Source organism: Variovorax sp. PAMC 28711, from assembly GCF_001577265.1.
In the GTDB taxonomy this organism is placed as follows: Bacteria; Pseudomonadota; Gammaproteobacteria; order Burkholderiales; family Burkholderiaceae_C; genus Variovorax.
Window position 1 is genome coordinate 3,655,542 of sequence record NZ_CP014517.1, and the last position, 18,729, is coordinate 3,674,270.

The window sequence follows — 18,729 nt, forward strand, 5'->3', positions numbered from 1 at the left end:
TCGACCCCCTGTTGGGCCCTCAGGCCTTCGTCTTCTCGGATTCGCTGACCGCAACCGACCAGATGATCAAGCCGAAGGCAATCTTGTTCAACACGTCAGCGGCGTTGTAGATGATGTTGAGCGCGTTGGCACTGTCGGCAGCAGTGGCGCCGGTCAGGTAGCCGAAGTAGTAGCCGATCGGATAGATCGCCCACCCGAACGTCACGATCAGGCGCATCGTATTGAAGGCCGACCGGACCGACGGCGGTGCATCGGTTGCGCTGATTTTTCCGGCTTGACCGAAAAAGATCTCGTAGAGGATGAACGCCCAGCCCGCCATGCCGATGATGAATGCCGGCCAGGCGGAGAGATACCTCGCTTCACCCAGGTAGCCACCGATCAGCATCACCAGCGTGCCGATGATCAGGCGCCAGAAAATCCCGCTTTGGACTTTGGTGATCGCAGCCAGGATCAGATAAAACTCGATCATCAACAAAGGCACCGTGATGAGCCAGTCGATGTAGCGGAAGACCGTAGGCGTCGAACCGGTGGTCACCCAGACTTCGCGCATGTAGAAGTAGTGCACCGCAGCCACCAGCGTGACCAGCCCCGACACCGTGAGCGAAGTCTTCCATTTGGCCGACACTCGGTCGCGCTCAAGGAAAAAGAATGCCGTCGAGGCGATCAGTGCCATCGAAATGATCCAGAACGAAATGCCGACGAAGTCGTCTTGCTTCAGCGTCTCGCTCGTGGCTGCCTGCGTAGCGCGCGAGGCCACTGCCAGGGCGGCCCCGACCAGCGCGGTTCCCATGGCCGCCAACCTTCTCTTGTGCCAGAACCCTTCCGGCGAATTCATCACGTTGTTCATGGTGTCTCTTGAGTAAGTGAGCAAGGCGCTCGTTGAACATCGGGCGGCGGAGCGCGCTTCGCGGCACTCCGCCGCCGCGCGAGTTATTGAGGAATCAATACGGCATCGATCACGTGAATGACGCCGTTGGTGCATTCGATGTCGGTCTGGGTCACGGTCGACTTGCCATTGAGCTTGACGCCGCCCTGGGTGCCGATCGCGAGTTCGGCGCCGTTGACCGTCTTGGCCGACTGGCCGTCCATCGTCATCACATCTGCGGCCATGACCTTGCCGGCGACCACGTGGTAAGTCAGGATGCCGGTCAGCGTGGGGATGTCCTTGAGCAAGCTTTCCACCGTGCCTGCAGGCAGCTTGGCAAAGGCCTCGTCGGTCGGCGCAAAAACGGTGAACGGGCCTGGGCCCTTGAGCGTGTCGATGAGATTGGTGGCGGTCAATGCCGCAGCGAGGGTCTTGAAACTTCCGGCCGCAACGGCGGTGTCAATGATGTCGTGCATGGTTTGCTTTCTGATGGGAGTGAATACGTTCAGCGATGGCCGAACAAGATGCGGTGCGAGACATTCAGTCCTGCACCTGCGAACCGGCTGGCTCACCACGAACGGGTGGAGCCAATCGGCGTGACGCTGGATGGCGATGGCCGGGAGACACATCGACCGGCGGACGCTGCCTTCGCCAGAGCGGGCGGACGCGCAAAAAGAGCTGGTACGCCGCTTCGAGCAGCACAGGAAAAGGCCCGGCCGACGCCAAGCGACCTGCCCAGGCGAAGCGCGGCAATGTGCGCCACAAGAGCGCGAATCCCCGGGTGCCATCGACCAACACGCCGTCCCGACGTCGAACGTGAATGCGCGCGAGCGCCAGGTTCCGCGATAGCCCGGGCCCGAAGTCGGATTCAGGGCATGTGGCCGCGTCGATCCAGGCACATCGATCGGCGCCTGTTTGGCGCCGATACATCGCGATTTCCCGCGAGCAGACCGGGCAGCTGCCGTCGAAATAAATGGTGAGCTCTTCGCTGCGCTGCCCTGCGGCCGGAGCGCAGTCGAGGAGTGGTTTCGTTGACATGCATCGAGTGTAGGTCGATCTTTCAAAACGAAACGTATATGAAACAGAAATATCGACTTAAACGCTCATGTTTGCGTTTCAATACCGTGTCAAACACGTTGGCACACAATATCTGGAATGAATGAACATCCGAAAAAGGACGCCATGAACGCATCGAACTCCGCTGATCGGTCGGACGCAAAAACGCTGATGCGCAGCGGAACCGCAGCTCGCCTCGCCGGACTTTCCCCCTCGACACTGCGCATCTGGGAGCACCGGTATGGCGTGGTCGCGCCTCCCAAGACCACCTCCGGCCAGCGCACGTACTCCATGCAGGACATCGAGCGCCTGCGGCTCGTCAAGCGGCTCACGCTGGAGGGCCATGCGGTCGGGACGGTGGCGCGTCTCGATATCGATGCGCTTGTCGCGCTTTCTGCGGGCAGCCAGACCGCTTTACAAGGCGCGCAGAAGGTTTTCGTCGTCGGTCAGTCCGCCGCGAGGAAGCTCGAAGGCCGACTGCGACCCGTGCCGGCTCAGGTGTTCGACGACCTGGCGCACGCGCAACTCGAAGTGGCCGTTGCCGGTGCCGCCGATGTGCTGGTGATTCACGTGCCTTCACTGGACGCGTCCATACCGGAGCGCCTGATGACACTGAAGGCCAGCCTGCCCGCCGCCCATGTCATCGTGGTCTATACCTTTGGCACGGAAGCGCTCGCCGAAGCCCTGCGCACGGCCGGCATGACGGTGTGCCGCGAGCCGGTGTCCGGCAAGGAGTTGGCACGGCTGATCAGTGCATCGAGACCGGTGGTGCCATCGGTTGCAAGCAAAACCCCTGCGGACAGCAGGCGCTTCAGCGATGCCGAACTGGTGACGCTGACGGAGATGCCGTCGATGGTCGCCTGCGAGTGCCCGCGTCATCTGGCCGAGATCGTCACGTTGCTGGTGGGCTTCGAGCTTTACAACACGCAATGCGCTGTGCGAAATCCGAACGACGCCGCATTGCATCGCCATCTTCATGAAGTCACGGGCGCAGCCAGAACGCTGCTGGAGCAGGCGCTGGCGCGTGTGGTGATCGAAGAAGGGCTTGTGGTGTAGCGGCACGGCTGTTGCCGAGCGATCGACTCGGGCATGCAAAAACAAAAAGTTCGCGATGGTGAATACTGTATAAAAATACAGTCATTCAACCATCATGGGCCTCCCTTCCTTCGATCCTTCCTCCGTGTCCTCCGGGCACAACGTCTGGCGCGGCGATGCGCTGGGCAGTGCCGACGCGCAGGTGCTCGGCACGGGGCACGGCGCGCTCGATGCCGAGCTGCCGGGGGGCGGCTGGCCGGTCGGGGCCATGACGGAGGTGCTGCAGTCCTCACCCGAATCGCATGTGTGGCAGCTGTTGCTGCCCGCGCTGGCGAAGGCGGTCGACACGCGGGGCGGGCCGGTGGTGCTGGTCGGCGCGCCGCACGAGCCTTTCGGGCCGTCGCTGGCCGCCGCGGGCCTGCCGGTGGAGGCGCTGATGTGGGTGCGCAGCGAGGCCTCGGCGGCACGGCTCTGGGCCTGTGAGCAGGCTTTGCGTTGCGCCGACGTGGCGGCCGTGCTGGCCTGGTTGCCGCAAGCGCGCGTGGGGGAATTGCGGCGCTTGCAGCTGGCGGCAGCGCAGCACGAGGGGGTGCTTTTCGTGTTCCGGCCCGAGTCGGTCGCGCAGTCGGCATCGCCTGCGCGCTTGCGCCTGCAGGTGGTGTCGGCCGGGGGCGGGCAGATGGACGTGCATTTGCTCAAGCGCCGGGGGCCGCCGCTGGCAGCGCCGCTCACCTTGCCGGCGCGCAACGAACGGCTGACCGCGCTGCTGGCCGCCAGCCAGCTGCGCCGCAAGGCGCGTGGGCAGCAGCAGGGCGTGGCGCCGGTCGAATCCGGTTCGACGGTGGTGCGCCTCGACCTGCGCAGAAAGGAGGCGTCGCATGCACTGGATCGCACTTCGATGGCAGCCTGAAGCCGGGCAGCCCTTGCCGCCCCTCGATGCGCTCGGTTGGTGGGCGCTGCAATTCACGCCGCGCGTCGCCTGGCTCGACGAAGGCCTGCTGCTCGAAGTGGAAGCGTGCGAGCGCCTGTGGGGCGGCAAGCGCGCGTTGATGCGGCAAATCCAGGCCTCCAGCCCGGCCGAGGCGCCCATCCAGCAGGCGCAGGGCGCGACCAGCCTGATCGCATTGGCGCGGCTGCGCTTGTACGCGGCGGGCGTCCAGCCACCGGCCGATGTGCCGGTGGCGTTGCCCTTGCACACGCTGAGCGCGGCGCGCGGCCATCTCGACGTGCTGGAACGCCTCGGCTGCCGCACCTGGGGCGACGTGGCGCGGCTGCCGCGCGGCGGGCTGGCGCGGCGTTTCGGCAAGACGCTGCGCGAGGCGCTCGACGTGGCCTGGGGCCTGGCGCCCGAGCAGCACCGCTGGCTCACGCTGCCCGATGTGTTCGAACAAAAGCTCGAACTGCCCGCGCTGGCCGAAGGTGCGCCCGAACTCATGTGGTCGGCCAATCGCCTGCTCGCCGCGCTGCAGATCTGGCTGCGCGCCCGCCAGCGCGGTGCGGTGGCGCTCGAACTGGAATGGACGCTCGACCTGAAGCGCTACAACGGCGTCGACCTGCCGCCGCACCAGAGCATCACGGTGCGCACGGCCGAGCCGACGCAGGACATGGCGCATCTGCGTCGCCTCATGAGCGAGCGGCTGGCGCTCACGCAGCTCGCCGCGCCCGCCAGCTGGCTGCGGCTGCGCACGCTCGAAACCTCGGCCTGGGCCGGCGCCAGCACGAGCTTCCTGCCCGAAGACAACCGCAAGGGCGACAAGCTGCACGAGCTGGTCGAGCGGCTCAGTGCCCGGCTGGGTGCGCAGCAGGTCGTCGTGCAGGTCGCGCAGGCCGACCACCGGCCCGAAGCGATGCAGGGCTGGCGACCCGCCCTGACCCCGAGCCGCAGCCCACCCGCGGTGCAGCCCGACAGCCTCTATCCGCCGTGGCTCCTGCGCCAGCCCGTGCCCCTCGAAATGCGCGGCGATCATCCGCATTACCGCGGCAAGCTGCGTCGGCTGGTCGGCCCGCAGCGCTTCAAGACGGGCTGGTGGGACGCGGTGGAACAAGCCGACCATTCGCCATCGGTGCGCGACTACTACATCGCGGAAAGTCCCGGGGCCGGCCTGTTGTGGATCTACTGCGAGCGCCCCTTCGAGGCGCAGGAAGGCCAGCACGGCCACCGCTGGTACCTGCAGGGGCTCTATGCCTGAACTCAGCGACAAGCAACTGGCCGCGCGCCAGCCGTCCAAGCTGCACGTGCTGCCCGTGCGCGAGCCGGTGCTTGTGCCGCCGGCCCGGTTGCCCGACTACGCGGAGCTGCATTGCCTGAGCAACTTCAGCTTCCAGCGCGGCGCGTCGCACCCCGAGGAACTGGTCGCCCGCGCCTACCAGCTGGGCTATCGGGCGGTGGCGATCACCGACGAGTGTTCGGTCGCCGGCATCGTGCGGGCCCATCTGGCCAAGCGCGAGCATGAAGAGGCGCTCAACGAATTCGAGCGAGACCACCCGGACGAACCCCGGCAGTCGCGCAACCCGGATCTGCGCGTGCTGTTCGGCAGCGAATTCGACTTCGGCCGCTTCAGGCTGGTGGCCATCGCGCACGACCTCGAAGGCTGGGGCAACCTGTGCGAGTTCATCACCGCCGCACGCACCACCGAAGCGCCCAAGGGCGAATACCAGGTCGACTGGGAGGCCAGCGACGTGGCCTCGTTGCAGCGCTGCGAGGTGCTGTTCGTGCCACGCCGCCACCCAGGAATGGCGATGGACATGGAAGCCACGCGCGCCGATGTGGAAAAGGCCGTCGCCCTGTTCGCCTCGCAACTCTGGATCGCCGTCGAGCTGCTCGATGAACTCGACGACGACCTCTGGCTGGCCGCGCTGCAGACGCTGGCGGCGCAAACCGGCGTCCCGCTGGTGGCCAGCGGCGACGTGCACATGCACCTGCGTTCGCGCAAGCCGCTGCAGGACGTGGTCACTGCCATCCGCGAAGGCCGGCCGGTGGCCGATTGCGGCTTTGCGCTGCAACCCAACGCAGAACGCCACCTGCGCTCGCGCCGGCGGCTGGCCGACCTGTACCCGCCCGACATGCTCGCCAACACGCTGGTGGTGATGGAGCGCTGCCGCTTCGATCCCGACGTGATCCGCACCACCTACAAGTACCCGCTCGAACTCGTCGGCGGCGGCGAAACGCCGACAGAAACGCTGGTGCGGCGCACCTGGGAAGGCGCAGCGGGGCGCTATCCCGCGGGCATTCCCGACAAGGTGCGGCGCCAGTTGCACCACGAGCTCGACCTCATTGCCGAGCTCGAATACGAGATGTTCTTTCTGACGGTCGAAGACATCGTGCGCTTCGCGCGCGAGAAAAAAATCCTCTGCCAGGGCCGCGGCTCCTCGGCCAATTCGGCGGTCTGCTATTGCCTGGGCATCACCGCGATCAACCCCATGGTCGGCAACATGCTGTTCGAGCGCTTCCTCTCGCGCGAGCGAAAGGAGGCGCCCGACATCGACGTCGACTTCGAGCACCAGCGGCGCGAAGAAGTCATCCAGTACATCTACAACAAGTACGGCCGGGAGCGCGCCGCCATCGCCGCTGTCGTCATCCGCTACCGCACGCGCAGCGCGCTGCGCGACGTGGGCCGTGCGCTCGGCATCGACGAGCGACTCATCGATGCGTTCGCGAGCGACCACCACTGGTTCGACACCGACATCCTCGACACGCGCCTCGAGGAAGCGATGGCGGTCGCCAGCGTGCGCGAGAGCACGCTGCGCCTTCGCCAATGGCTGGCGCTCACGCAGCAGATCAAGGGCTTTCCGCGTCACCTGAGCCAGCATGTGGGCGGCTTCGTGCTCACGCAGACCAAGCTCACCCGGCTGGTGCCGGTAGAGAAAGCGTCGATGAAAGACCGCTCGGTCATCCAGTGGGAAAAGGACGATCTCGAAGCCATGGGCATGCTGAAGGTCGACGTGCTCGCGCTCGGCATGCTGAGCGCCATCCGGCGCTCGCTCGACTTCGTCAACCAGTGGCGCGGCAGCACGCTCGAGATGCACCAGGTGCCCGACGACGACGCCGAGGTCTACGACATGATCTGCGACGCCGACACGGTCGGTGTGTTCCAGATCGAGAGCCGCGCGCAGATGTCGATGCTGCCGCGGTTGCAACCGCGCGTTTATTACGACCTGGTGGTCGAGGTGGCCATCGTGCGGCCCGGGCCGATCCAGGGCGGCATGGTGCATCCGTACCTGAAGAACCGCGAGAAGGAGCGCAAGGGCATTGCCATCGAATACCGCTATCCGGCGCTCAAGGTGGCGCTCGGCCGCACGCTCGGCGTGCCGATCTTCCAGGAGCAGGTGATGCAGATCGCGATGATCGCGGCGAGCTTCACGCCCGACCAGGCCGACCGCCTGCGCCGCGCGATGGCCGCCTGGAAGCGCAGCGGCGGCATCGACAAGTTCAAGAAGCAGCTGGTCGAAGGCATGATCGAAAACGGCTACGACCGGCCGTTTTCGGAAGCCATCTTCAAGCAGTGCGAAGGCTTCGGCGAGTACGGTTTTCCGGAGAGCCATGCGGCCAGCTTCGCGCTGCTGGTGGTGGTGAGTTGCTGGCTCAAGTACCACGAGCCTGCGTGTTTCCTGGCCGCGATGCTCGATTCGCAGCCGATGGGTTTCTATTCGCCCTCGCAGCTGTTGCAGGACGCGCGGCGCCATGGCGTCGAGGTGCGGCCGGTCGACGTGACGGTGAGCGAACTCGACTGCACGATCGAAGCGCGCTCGGCCGGCGAGCCCGACGTCGATCCGCGCTTTCTGAACCGTTCCGGGCGCCCCGATCAACCCGCGGTGCGCCTCGGCCTGCGCCGCATCGTGGGCCTGAGCGAGGCCGGCGCTGAACGCCTGCTGGAAGCCCGTGGCCAGGCGCCCTTCACCAGCACCGAAGACCTCGCCGTGCGCGCGGGGCTCGAGGGCAAGGACATGGCCGCGCTGGCCGGCGCCGACGCATTGATGGCGCTGTCGGGGCACCGTCGGCAACAGGTGTGGGACGCCACAGCACAACGCCGTTCACCCGCCTTGCTCAAGGGTGTTCCCATCCTCGAGCACGCACTGCAACTGCCCGCGGCGCCCGAGGGCGAAGAAATCGTCGGCGACTACGCTTCGCTGCGACTCACGCTGCGCAGCCACCCGCTCAAGCTGCTGCGCCCGCGGCTCGCGCGCATGAAGCTCTTGAGCGCGAACGAGTTGCTCGCGTTGCCCCATGGCGTGACGGCGCGCGCCTGCGGCATCGTGATGGGGCGGCAGCGCCCGCAAACGGCCAAGGGCACGATCTTCGTCACGCTCGAAGACGAGACCGGCAACGTCAACGTGATCGTCTGGAACAGCGTGGTCGAGGCCTGGCGCGGACCGTTGCTGCAGTCGCATCTGCTGGCGGTGCAGGGCACCTGGCAGCGCGACACCGCGACCGGCGGCAAGGTGTGCCACCTGGTCGCGACCGGCTTCAAGGATTTGACCCCGCTGATGGGCCGGCTGGCGCACAACCACACGAGCCGCGACTTCCATTAGCCCTTAACCTTTCGCCCCATGCTCGCTCCCCTCGAACACGACATCCCGCCTGCTGCACCGGCGCTCGGCCGCATCCATGCGCGCCGCTTGCGCGAGGTGTACCGCTCGTCCGGCTGGCCGTGTTGCGATGCGATCGAGGTCGACCTGCTCGCAGCCGGCCTGCTCGAACGCGTGCGCTCGGGGCTCGGCCACGAAACCCTGCGCGTGACCGATGCCGGCATCGCGCACATCGCGAGCTCGCTGGTGGTCAACCGGGCAGCGATGTCGGCGCACGAGGCGCTGGTCGAGCAAGTCGCGCGCGAGATGACGCGGGCCGGCCGTATCGCCTGGCGCAACCTCAGCCTGCGCGCGCGCCTCGCGCCGCCGGAAGAGGGCGGCAAGCCGCGCTGGTGCATCGCGCGGCCCGATGTCTTCTCGATCCGCAACACCAGCGTCGAAGCGTATGCGCAGCCGATCGTCCACGAGATCAAGGTGCGCCGGGCCGACCTGCTGGGCGACCTGAAAAAGCCCGACAAGCGCGCCGCTTACCTCGACCTCGGTGGCGAGTGCTGGTACGTGCTGGGCTGCGATGCGCGCGGTCGGCCGATCGGCGCGCCCGACGAGATTCCCCCGGAGTGCGGCGTGCTCATTTCCGAAGCGGGCCGCCTGGTCGTGGCCCGCGCCGCGGTGCACCGCGCCTTGCCACGCCTGCCGTTTGCGGTCTGGATGGCGCTTGCCAAGGCCCAGCCGGTGGCCGGCTTCGAGGAGGACGTGCAGATTCCGCTATCGACGGCGACCGGACCTGCACCTGAATGACGCCGGGTTTCGAGTGGACCGTTTCCGTCAAGGCGCTCTGCGCGTTCGGTGCCAAGGCCGGGGATCTCGATCTGCGATTCGTGCCGGCGCCCAGCGCACAGGAAGGCGTGGCCGGGCACAGCCTGGTGCAGTCGCGGCGCGAGGATGACTACCAGAGCGAGGTCTCGCTCCAGACGATCTTCGAAGGGCTGCGCGTTCGCGGCCGCGCGGACGGCTACCACCCGAAGCGCCATCGCGTGGAAGAGATCAAGACCTTTCGCGGCGACTTCGAACGCATCAAGGGCAACCACCGCGCGCTGCATTGGGCGCAGGCCAAGACCTACGGCGCGATGCTGTGCGATCTGCACGGGCTGCCGGCCCTCATGGTGGCGCTCGTGTACCTCGACCTCGACAGCGGCGAAGAAACAGTGCTCGAAGAACACTGCACCCGCGAGGCGTTGCGCGAGGGCTTCGAAGCGCTGTGCGGCCGCTTCGCGCTGTGGGCGCGGCAGGAGGCGCGACATCGGGCTGCGCTCGCATCGGCGTTCGATGCGCTGGGCTTCCCGCACGCGGGCGGTTTTCGTGCCGGACAGCGCGAGCTGGCCGAAGGCGTGTTTCGCGCCGCCGCGTCGCGGCGCTGCCTGGTCGCGCAGGCGCCGACGGGCATCGGAAAGACCGTCGCGACGATCTTTCCGTTGCTCAAGGGCTGGACCGCGCGGCAGACCGACAAGATCTTTTTCCTGACGGCCAAGACCTCCGGCCGCGGGGTGGCGCTCGAATCGCTGCGCGTGCTCGGCGAAGGCTGTGCATCGTTGCGCGTGGTGGAGCTGGTCGCGCGCGAGAAGGTGTGCGAATACCCCGGCCGTGCCTGCAATGGCGATGCGTGCCCGCTGGCCCAGGGCTTCTACGACCGCTTGCCGGTCGCGCGGCAGCACGCCGTCGAGCGGTCGTGGCTCGGTCGCGAAGCGATCCGCGAAGTGGCCCTCGCAAACGCGGTTTGCCCGTACTTTCTCGCGCAGGAAATGGTGCGCTGGAGCGACGTGGTGGTCGCCGACTACAACTACTACTTCGACGGCAGCGCGATGCTCTACGCGCTCACGAAAGACGAGGACTGGAAGGTCGCGGTGCTCGTCGACGAGGCGCACAACCTGCTGGAGCGCGCGCGCGGCATGTACTCGGCCGAGCTCGACGAGGCGGCGCTCGATGCTGCACGCCGGGTCGCGCCCGGCACCCTCCGGCGCGTCATCGGCCATCTGCATCGCGAGTGGCGCGCGGTGCAGGCTTTGCAGACCGCGCCCTACGTTCCGGCCAACGCGGTGCCCGAAGCGTTCCAACGCGCCTTGCAGGACACCGTCGCCGTGCTGGCCGAGCATTTCGCGGCCTTTCCCGATGCGGCGCACGGCCCCTTGCAGGCGTTCTTCTTCGACGTGCTGCACTTTTCGCGGCTGTCGGATTCCTTCGCGAACCATTCGGTCTTCGAGAGCCGCGTGGGCGAGGAAGGCAAGGACCACCTGGCGATCCGCAACCTGATCCCCGCCACCTTCTTGCGACCGCGTTTCGAGGCGTCGATGTCGACCGTGTGTTTCTCGGGAACCATCGCGCCGTTCCGCTTCTATTGCGACGCGCTGGGCTTGCCCGAAAACACAGTCGGCCTCGAGGTGGGCTCGCCGTTTCGCACGCAACAGCTCAGGGTGCAGGTCGCCATGAACGTGTCGACGCGCTGGCGCGACCGCGCCGGTTCGCTGGACCGCATCACCGACATCATCGGCGCACAGTTCGCGGAGCGGCCCGGCAACTACCTCGCTTTTTTCAGCAGCTTCGACTACCTCGACGCGGCGCGCGATGCGCTCGCACGGCGCCATCCAAACGTGCCGGTGTGGACGCAGTCGCGCGGCATGCGCGAGCCCGAGCGCGAAGCGTTCGTCGCGCGCTTCGCAGCCGAAGGGCAGGGCGTCGGATTCGCGGTGCTGGGCGGCGCGTTCGGCGAGGGCATCGACTTGCCCGGCGACCAGCTGATCGGCGCGTTCGTCGCCAGCCTCGGCCTGCCGCAGCACAACGAGATGAACGAAGTCATGCGCGAGCGCATGGACGCGACCTTTGGACAGGGCTATGAGTACACCTATCTCTATCCGGGGCTGCGCAAGGTGGTGCAGGCGGCCGGCCGGGTGATCCGCACCGAGGCAGACGCCGGGGTGCTGCACCTGCTGGACGACCGCTTCGCGAGGCCCGAAATCCGCAGCCTGCTGCCGCCGTGGTGGCACCTGCAGCTGGCTGGCGAAAAAACCTCAGGTGCCGCGGCGTAGGAGGGCACGCTGATCGTCGTTCATGGCGATGATCAGCAGGCGGGACAGGCGCCGCAACTCGCCCGTGGCGCACGACTCGCCATCGCGCGGCATCCGCATCTCTTCGCTCAGCGCTCCGGGCACATTGCGCGCGCTGTGAATGGCTCAGGCCCCGCATTCTTCCATCGCCTGGAACTGCGATTCGCGCGTCAGCGTCCTGGCCAGCAAGCGGAGTGCGCCGGCGAACGCACTGGTCGCCTCCGACAAGGTCGCGCCGCGGCGGTAGGCCAGCCCGAGGTCCATCGACGGCACGGCGGTCGACGTGGCCGTGCGGCGGATGCGTCCGCCGTCGTGCGACCACGGCCGGAACACCAGGTCCGACAGAATCGTCACGCCCACGTTCTGCGCCACCAGGCTGCGCACCGCCTCGATCGATTTGGTGCGGAACACCACTTTCGGCTTGAGCTTCATGGCGCTCCAGTAGCGGTCGACCGTCTCGACATGCTCGTCCATGTCGAGCAGCACGTAGGGCAGGGCGGAGATCTCGCGCAGCGACGCCGATTTCTGCTGTACCAGCGGGTGGTCCAGTGAGGTCCAGAGCCTGCGCGGCGACTTCAGCAGGTTCTCGCGCCGGATGTCGGCCGCGGTCGACAGGTTCGACACCAGCACCACCGCCAGATCGAACTCGCCGTCACGCAGTCCTTGTTCGATTTCGATGCGGTTGCGTTCTACCGGCTCGAAGGCGATCAGCGGGAGTTGACGTCGCACCGCCGCGATGACTTTCGGCAAGAGGTATTCGGACACCGTGTCGGTGATCGCGATGCGCACATGGCCGGTCACCGACGAGGCGCTGCCGCGCGTTTCCGCCACCGCGGCTTCGAGCGTGCTGAGCATGTGTTCTGCATGTCGCAAGAAGCTCTCGCCCTGCGCCGTGAGCCGCAGCCCGTCCGCGTGCCGCGTGAAGAGCGGAACCTTCAACGCCGTCTCCAATGTTTTCAGCGAAGTGGTGAGCGATGGCTGGCTCACATAGCAGCGCAGCGCGGCCCGCGACACCTGGCCGGTGTGCGCCACGGCGACGAAGTGCTGCAGTTGCTTGAGGGTGATGGACATAGATTCAGTCTATATCGTCATATCAAAAATTGAGATTAGGGATTGCGAACGGCGCTCGCTAGGATCGGGCCGCCACCGTCCGACACCCCCGTTGCCTGCCGCAGGAGTAACCCATGCCATCGACTTCTTCCTCCCGTCCAACCGCCCCTGTCGAAGCCCCCGAACGGGACGGCGTGCTGACGCAGCTCGGCTTGCGCTTCACCGCCTGGGCCGAGCGCTGGTTTCCCGATGCCTTCGTGTTCGCGGCCATCGCCGTCGCGGTGGTCGCCATCGCTGCGCTGGCCAACGGGTCGAGTCCGCAAGTGATCGCCAAGTCCTTCGGCGACGGCTTCTGGAGCCTGATCGTGTTCACGATGCAGATGGCGCTGGTGGCCATCGGTGGCTACGTGGTCGCGAGTTCGCCGCCGGCCGCACGGCTCATCGCGCGCCTTGCCGCCGTGCCAGGCAGCGCCCGCCAGGCGATCGCCTATGTGGCGGCGATCAGCGTGATCCTGTCGCTCTTCAACTGGGGCATCAGCCTGATCTTCAGTGCGCTGTATGCCCGCGCGTTGGCGCGGCGGCCCGAATTGCGCATGGACTACCGCGCCGCCGGTGCCGCGGCCTACCTCGGCATGGGCGCGACGTGGGCGCTCGGGCTGAGTTCCTCGGCCGCGCAGCTGCAGGCCAATGCGAGCAGTCTGCCCAAGAGCATCCTTGCCATCACCGGCGTGATTCCTTTCACCGAGACCATCTTTCTCTGGCAGTCGGCCGTGATGGCGCTGGTCCTGATGGTCGTTTCGGTCGCCGTGGCATGGTGGTCGACACCCGGCGCCAACCGCGCCGTGACGGCCCAGGATCTGGGCATCGACCTGGCCGAGCCGACAGCCGCTGCGCCCTCGGGCCCGCGGCGCCCCGGCGAGTGGCTGGAGCGCAGCCCGCTCATCACGCTGCTGTTGTGCGCGCTGGGCTTCGGCTGGCTGGTGCAGGAATTCACGAGCAAGAGTCCGCTGATCGCGATCTCCTCGCTCAACACCTACAACCTGTTGTTTCTCATGCTGGGCCTGCTGCTGCACTGGCGTCCGCGCAGCTTTCTCGATGCGGTGTCGCGCGCCGTGCCTGCCACCTCGGGTGTGATCATCCAGTTCCCGCTGTACGGCGCGATCGCCGCCATGCTGACGGCTGCCAAGGGTGACGGCGGCATCACGCTGTCGGACCGCATCGCGCATGTTTTCGTGAGCATCTCCACCGTCGACAGCTTCGCCGTGGTGATGGGGGCGTACTCGGCCGTGCTGGGCTTCTTCATCCCCTCGGGTGGCGGCAAGTGGATCATCGAGGCGCCCTATGTCATGCAGGCGGCCAACGACCTCAAGGTGCACCTGGGCTGGGCCGTGCAGGTCTACAACGCCGCCGAAGCGCTGCCCAACCTGATCAATCCGTTCTGGATGCTCCCGTTGCTGGGCGTGCTCGCGCTGCGGGCCCGCGACATCGTCGGCTTCACCTTCCTGCAACTCATCGTGCACACGCCGCTGGTGCTGTTCATGCTGTGGTTCTTTGCGCGCACGCTGACCTACGTCGCACCTGTCTTCCCCTGACCCTGCGGCCCGCTCATGGCCATCGAAGAGAAACAGGGCTACTGCACGCTGTGCCGATCGCGCTGCGGCACGCTCAACGCCGTGGAGAACGATCGACTGATCGCGGTGCGACCCGACCCGTCGCACCCGACGGGCCAGGCGATGTGCATGAAGGGCCGGGCCGCACCGGAGCTGGTCGAGAGCCCGCACCGGTTGCACTACCCGATGCGGCGCACGCGCCCCAAGGGCGATTCGGACCCCGGTTGGGTACGCATCGGTTGGGACGAGGCGCTGGCCGAAACCGCGCAGCGCCTGGGTGCGATCCGCGCCGAGAGCGGGGCCGAATCGGTGGTCTTCGCCGTGACCACGCCGAGCGGCACGCCGTTGAGCGACAGCATCGACTGGATCGAGCGCTTCGTGCGCCTCTTCGGCAGCCCCAACATCTGCTACGCCACCGAGGTGTGCAACTGGCACAAGGACTTTGCGCACGCGTTCACGTTCGGCTGCGGCATGCCGCCGGCCGATTACGCGAACGCGGAGCTCATCGTGCTGTGGGGCCACAACCCGGCCAATACCTGGCTGGCCCAGGCGCATGCCATCGGCCGCGGGCGCGCGCGCGGCGCGAAGATGGTGGTGATCGATCCGAGGCCGACCGCGCTGGCCAACCAGGCCGACGTGTGGCTGCCGGTGCGCCCCGGCACCGACGCGGCGCTCGCGCTCGGGCTGATCCATCTGCTCATCGCCGACGACCGCTTCGACCACGCCTTCGTGCGCGAATGGACCAACGCGCCGCTGCTGGTGCGCAGCGACAACGGCCTCTTCCTTCGCGAACGCGACCTGTGGCCGAGGGCTGCGAGCAACCGCTACATGGTGTGGGACGACGCGCGCCAAGGCCCCGTGCCCTTCGATGCCGAAGTGCCAGCCGATGCACAGGGCGCCGACAACTTCCGGCTGCGCGGCGAGGTGATCGTGGCGTTGGCCGAAGGCCGGGCCGGCGCGCAGTCGTTGCCGTGCGCTCCCGCGTTCGAATGGCTGGCGCAGGCCGCGGCTGCGTACACACCGGCCGAGGTGCAACGCATCACCGGCGTGACCGAGGTGCCGCTGCGCGCGGCGGCCACGTTTTTCGGCGAAGGCCGGCGCGTGGCCTATCACGCGTGGACCGGCATCGGTCAGCACACCAACGCGACGCAGGCGGAGCGCGCCGTCGCCACGCTCTACGCGCTCACCGGCAGCTTCGACACCGTCGGTGGCAACCGGGTGCGCACGCCGCCCGAGACGCGCAGCATCAACCCCCTGTCCCTGCTGTCCGAGGCGCAGCGCGCCAAGGCGCTCGGCCTCGAAGAACGCCCGCTCGGCCCGCCCGCGCACGGCTGGGTGACGGCGCGCGATACCTACCGCGCCATCCTCGACGGCAAGCCCTACCCGGTGCGCGCGATGATGGCCTTCGGCACCAATCTGCCGGTGTCGCAAGCCGACACGGCCATGGCGCACGAGGCGCTGCGCGCACTGGAATTTCATGTGCACTGCGATCTCTTCGAGACGCCTGCCGCGCAGTACGCCGACATCCTTTTGCCCATCAACACGCCGTGGGAGCGCGAAGGGTTGCGCATGGGTTTCGAGATCGACGACGCAGCCGCCGCGCGGGTGCAGCTGCGCCAGCAGATGGTGACGACCCGCGGCGAGTCGCGCAGCGACAACGACATCGTGTTCGACCTCGCCGTGCGCCTCGGCATGGGCGGCGACTTCTTCGGCGGCAGCCTCGAAGCCGGGTGGGATCACATGCTGGCGCCCACGGGGCTCAGCGTGGCGCAGCTGCGCGCCCAACCGGCTGGCGCGAACTGCGCGATCGATGTGCGCGAGCGCAAGTACGCGCTGCCCGACGCACAGGGCCGGCTGAATGGCTTCGACACCGAGACCCGCCGCGTCGAGCTGTATTCCGAGCGCTTGCTGCGCCACGGGCAGCCACCCATCGCACGCTTTGTCGAACCGGCCGATTCCCCGCGAGACGCCGCAGCCACGCGCGGCGGGCGCTACCCGCTGGTGCTGAGCTCGGCCAAGAACGGCCTCTACTGCCACAGCCAGCACCGCAGCCTGGTGTCGCTGCGCAAGCGTGCGCCCGATCCGGTGGTCGAGTTGAGCCCTGCGCTCGCTGCGGCGCGGCAGATCGCCGAAGGCGACTGGGTGCGGATCACCACGCGGACCGGCGCGGCGCGCTTCGTGGCGCGTCTGGTGCCGGGGCTGGCCGACGACGTGGTGGTGGCCGAGTTCGGTTGGTGGCAGGCCTGCCCTGAACTCGACCGCGAAGCGCAGCCGGTCGAAGGCGCGCTCGGCAGCAATTTCAATGCGATGGTGTCGGCCGATGCGAGCGACCCGGTCAGTGGCTCGGTGCCGCATCGCTCGTTCCTGTGCGACATCGCGCGCGACCCGGCCACCGAAGCGCGCCAGCGGCGCTGGCCCGGCTGGCGGCCGTTCCGGGTGAGCGCGTTGCAGGCCGAGGCCGACGGCGTGCTGGGGATCACCTTCGAAGCGGTCGATGGCGGCCTGCTGCCCGACTACCGGCCGGGCCAGCACATCGAACTGCAGGTGCAGCCTTCTGCCGGCGCACCGGCCGTGACGCGCGCCTATTCGCTGACCGGCGCCGCGGTCGTGCCCGAGCGCACGCACTACCGCATCGCGGTGCGCCACCAGCGCGGGCGCACGGCCGATGGCGCGCCGTACGAAGGGCATGTCTCGGGCCATCTGCATCGCGCGTTGCAGGTGGGCGATGTCGCCTCGTTGCGCGCGCCATCGGGTGGCTTCGTGCTGCCGCGCGTATCGCCGCAGCCGCTGGTGCTGCTGGCCGGCGGCATCGGCATCACGCCCTTTCTGAGCCTGCTCGAATCGCTGCCCGACGGGGCGGACGGACCGGAGATCTGGCTCTACGGGGCCAACCAGAACAGCGCCACGCACGCCTTCCGCCAACGCATTGCCGAACATGCGGCGCGCTTGCCGTGCCTGCGGGTGACCGACCACTACAGCGCCGCGCTGCCGCACGATCGCGCCGGTGTCGACTTCGCGTCGCAGGCGCTGGTCGACGCGTCGGTCGTGAGCGATGCGCTCATCGCGCGCCGCGCCCGCTTCTATCTCTGCGGCCCCGCGCCGATGATGGACGCGCTCGTCGCGGGACTGGTCGCACGCGGTGTGCCGCGCTTCGATATCTTCAGCGAGGTGTTCCGCTCACCGGCAGCACCGACGCTCGTGGGCGATCAGCGCTTCGCCGTGCGCTTCGCGCGTTCCGGTGGCGCCCCCGCAACCTGGTCGCCGGCAGAGGGGACGCTGCTGACTTTCGGCGAATCGCTCGGCCGTGCCATGCCCAGCGGGTGCCGCGTCGGACAATGCGAGAGCTGCGCGGTCCGTTTGCTGTCCGGGCGGGTGCGGCATCTGCACGGCACCGAGCCCGCCGACCCAGACACCTGCCTCACCTGCCAGGCCATTCCGCTGGAAGATATCGTGCTCGACGCATGACCTCACCGACGAAGAAAGAAGCGCACCGCCCATGAAGATCATCGATGCCGCCGCCACGCGCGAGGCCCTGCCGTTCGACCGCCTCATCCCTGCGCTGCGCGCCATGTTCGTGGCCGGCTGCGAGGTGCCGCTGCGGCACACGCACACGCTGGCCGACGCTGGCGGCGACGCCGCGGGCACGCTCTTGATCATGCCGGCGTGGCAGCCCGGGGCCTGTCTCGGCATCAAGACGGTGGGCATCTTTCCGGGCAACGCCGGGCGCGGCCTGCCGGGCCTGCACTCGACCTACCTGCTGTTCGATGCGCAGACCGGCGTTCCGCTGGCCCAGCTCGATGGCGACGAGATCACCTCGCGCCGCACGGCCGCGGCCTCGGCGCTGGCCGCTTCTTTCCTGGCGCGCACTGACGCACGGCATCTGCTGGTGGTGGGCGCCGGCCGTGTCGGCAGCCTGCTGCCGTCGGCCTACCGCGCGGTGTTGCCGATCGAGCGGGTGACGGTGTGGGACCGCGCACCCGCCAGTGCAGAGGCCCTGGTCGAGCGGCTGCGCGCCGACGGCATCGATGCACACCCGGCCGGTGAACTGCACGTTGCCGCGGCCGACGCCGACATCGTCAGCTGTGCAACGCTCGCCACCGCGCCGCTGGTGCAGGGTGCGTGGTTGCGCCCCGGCACCCACCTCGACCTCATCGGCAGCTTCACGCCGCAGATGCGCGAGGCCGACGACGCCTGCTTCGCCGACGGCGCGCGCCTCTACGTCGACACCGCCGAGGCGCTGCAGAAAAGCGGTGAGCTGCTCGGGCCGATGTCGCGCGGCGTGTTCGCGGCCGGCGACGTCTCAGGCACGCTCGCCGACCTGGCGCGCGGCACGGTCGCCGGACGCCAGCGCGCGCAGGAGCGCACCGTTTTCAAATCCGTCGGCACGGCCCTCGAAGACCTAGCCGCGGCGATGCTGGTGTACGCGCACATCGCGCGCTGAGCCTGCGCGCTCGGGCCGCCGTGATGACATTCACGCGGCAATGCAAAT

Annotated in this window: 13 protein-coding genes; 9 read left to right on the plus strand and 4 right to left on the minus strand. The window is 67.9% G+C overall.

Annotation, left to right across the window (positions count from 1 at the left end; translation table 11 throughout):
* Positions 1-19: 19 nt before the first annotated feature.
* From AX767_RS17640 to AX767_RS21085, 3 genes are all read right to left on the minus strand, one after another.
* Complete coding sequence (locus AX767_RS17640; protein ID WP_210392510.1) at positions 20-847, minus strand: bacteriorhodopsin-like; 828 nt, start codon at positions 845-847, stop codon at positions 20-22.
* Positions 848-930: 83 nt separating this feature from the next.
* Positions 931-1,341, minus strand: coding sequence for a fasciclin domain-containing protein (locus AX767_RS17645; RefSeq protein ID WP_068632511.1), 411 nt, complete (start codon positions 1,339-1,341; stop codon positions 931-933).
* 64 nt (positions 1,342-1,405) lie between these two features.
* Positions 1,406-1,903 (minus strand): thiol-disulfide oxidoreductase DCC family protein, encoded by a 498-nt coding sequence (locus AX767_RS21085; protein ID WP_082755062.1) that lies wholly within the window; start codon positions 1,901-1,903, stop codon positions 1,406-1,408.
* Positions 1,904-2,047: 144 nt separating this feature from the next.
* Here AX767_RS21085 and AX767_RS17650 point away from each other — a divergent pair, with 144 nt between their 5' ends.
* The 6 genes from AX767_RS17650 (at position 2,048) to AX767_RS17675 (ending at position 11,562) form a co-directional block, all read left to right on the plus strand.
* On the plus strand, positions 2,048-2,977 hold the full coding sequence (locus AX767_RS17650) for a MerR family transcriptional regulator (protein WP_168164835.1): 930 nt from the start codon (positions 2,048-2,050) through the stop codon (positions 2,975-2,977).
* Between the two features lie 94 nt (positions 2,978-3,071).
* Entirely contained in the window at positions 3,072-3,866 is a 795-nt protein-coding gene (gene imuA, locus AX767_RS17655) for a translesion DNA synthesis-associated protein ImuA (RefSeq protein ID WP_068632513.1), read from the plus strand.
* On the plus strand, positions 3,835-5,145 hold the full coding sequence (locus AX767_RS17660) for a hypothetical protein (RefSeq protein WP_068632514.1): 1,311 nt from the start codon (positions 3,835-3,837) through the stop codon (positions 5,143-5,145). Before imuA ends, AX767_RS17660 begins: the two co-directional genes overlap by 32 nt.
* Positions 5,138-8,485: an error-prone DNA polymerase gene (locus tag AX767_RS17665; protein WP_068632515.1), complete on the plus strand. Its 3,348-nt coding sequence runs from the start codon at positions 5,138-5,140 to the stop codon at positions 8,483-8,485. Before AX767_RS17660 ends, AX767_RS17665 begins: the two co-directional genes overlap by 8 nt.
* An 18-nt stretch (positions 8,486-8,503) precedes the next feature.
* Positions 8,504-9,280 (plus strand): hypothetical protein, encoded by a 777-nt coding sequence (locus AX767_RS17670; RefSeq protein WP_068632516.1) that lies wholly within the window; start codon positions 8,504-8,506, stop codon positions 9,278-9,280.
* On the plus strand, positions 9,277-11,562 hold the full coding sequence (locus tag AX767_RS17675; RefSeq protein ID WP_068632517.1) for an ATP-dependent DNA helicase: 2,286 nt from the start codon (positions 9,277-9,279) through the stop codon (positions 11,560-11,562). The genes AX767_RS17670 and AX767_RS17675 overlap by 4 nt, the downstream gene beginning before the upstream one ends.
* Positions 11,563-11,706: 144 nt before the next feature.
* Here the strand turns inward: AX767_RS17675 and AX767_RS17680 are convergent, their stop codons facing one another.
* Complete coding sequence (locus AX767_RS17680) at positions 11,707-12,651, minus strand: LysR family transcriptional regulator (RefSeq protein ID WP_068632518.1); 945 nt, start codon at positions 12,649-12,651, stop codon at positions 11,707-11,709.
* A gap of 113 nt (positions 12,652-12,764) precedes the next feature.
* Here AX767_RS17680 and AX767_RS17685 point away from each other — a divergent pair, with 113 nt between their 5' ends.
* Genes AX767_RS17685 through AX767_RS17695 form a run of 3 tightly spaced genes read left to right on the plus strand, consistent with a single transcriptional unit; the run spans position 12,765 to position 18,681 of the window.
* A complete protein-coding gene (locus AX767_RS17685; RefSeq protein WP_068632519.1) occupies positions 12,765-14,222 on the plus strand; it encodes a short-chain fatty acid transporter in 1,458 nt (485 codons plus the stop codon).
* A 15-nt stretch (positions 14,223-14,237) separates the two neighbouring features.
* Positions 14,238-17,705 (plus strand): molybdopterin-dependent oxidoreductase, encoded by a 3,468-nt coding sequence (locus AX767_RS17690; RefSeq protein ID WP_068632520.1) that lies wholly within the window; start codon positions 14,238-14,240, stop codon positions 17,703-17,705.
* Between the two features lie 31 nt (positions 17,706-17,736).
* On the plus strand, positions 17,737-18,681 hold the full coding sequence (locus AX767_RS17695; RefSeq protein ID WP_068632521.1) for an ornithine cyclodeaminase family protein: 945 nt from the start codon (positions 17,737-17,739) through the stop codon (positions 18,679-18,681).
* Positions 18,682-18,729 lie beyond the last annotated feature (48 nt).

Coding starts and splice junctions, on each gene's coding strand:
- AX767_RS17695 (WP_068632521.1), top strand. CDS start 17,737: ATGAAGATCATCGATGCCGCCGCCACGCGCGAGGCCCTGCCGTTCGAC.
- AX767_RS17690 (WP_068632520.1), top strand. CDS start 14,238: ATGGCCATCGAAGAGAAACAGGGCTACTGCACGCTGTGCCGATCGCGC.
- AX767_RS21085 (WP_082755062.1), bottom strand. CDS start 1,903: ATGTCAACGAAACCACTCCTCGACTGCGCTCCGGCCGCAGGGCAGCGC.
- AX767_RS17675 (WP_068632517.1), top strand. CDS start 9,277: ATGACGCCGGGTTTCGAGTGGACCGTTTCCGTCAAGGCGCTCTGCGCG.
- imuA (WP_068632513.1), top strand. CDS start 3,072: ATGGGCCTCCCTTCCTTCGATCCTTCCTCCGTGTCCTCCGGGCACAAC.
- AX767_RS17660 (WP_068632514.1), top strand. CDS start 3,835: ATGCACTGGATCGCACTTCGATGGCAGCCTGAAGCCGGGCAGCCCTTG.
- AX767_RS17645 (WP_068632511.1), bottom strand. CDS start 1,341: ATGCACGACATCATTGACACCGCCGTTGCGGCCGGAAGTTTCAAGACC.
- AX767_RS17670 (WP_068632516.1), top strand. CDS start 8,504: ATGCTCGCTCCCCTCGAACACGACATCCCGCCTGCTGCACCGGCGCTC.
- AX767_RS17685 (WP_068632519.1), top strand. CDS start 12,765: ATGCCATCGACTTCTTCCTCCCGTCCAACCGCCCCTGTCGAAGCCCCC.
- AX767_RS17665 (WP_068632515.1), top strand. CDS start 5,138: ATGCCTGAACTCAGCGACAAGCAACTGGCCGCGCGCCAGCCGTCCAAG.
- AX767_RS17640 (WP_210392510.1), bottom strand. CDS start 847: ATGAACAACGTGATGAATTCGCCGGAAGGGTTCTGGCACAAGAGAAGG.
- AX767_RS17680 (WP_068632518.1), bottom strand. CDS start 12,651: ATGTCCATCACCCTCAAGCAACTGCAGCACTTCGTCGCCGTGGCGCAC.
- AX767_RS17650 (WP_168164835.1), top strand. CDS start 2,048: ATGAACGCATCGAACTCCGCTGATCGGTCGGACGCAAAAACGCTGATG.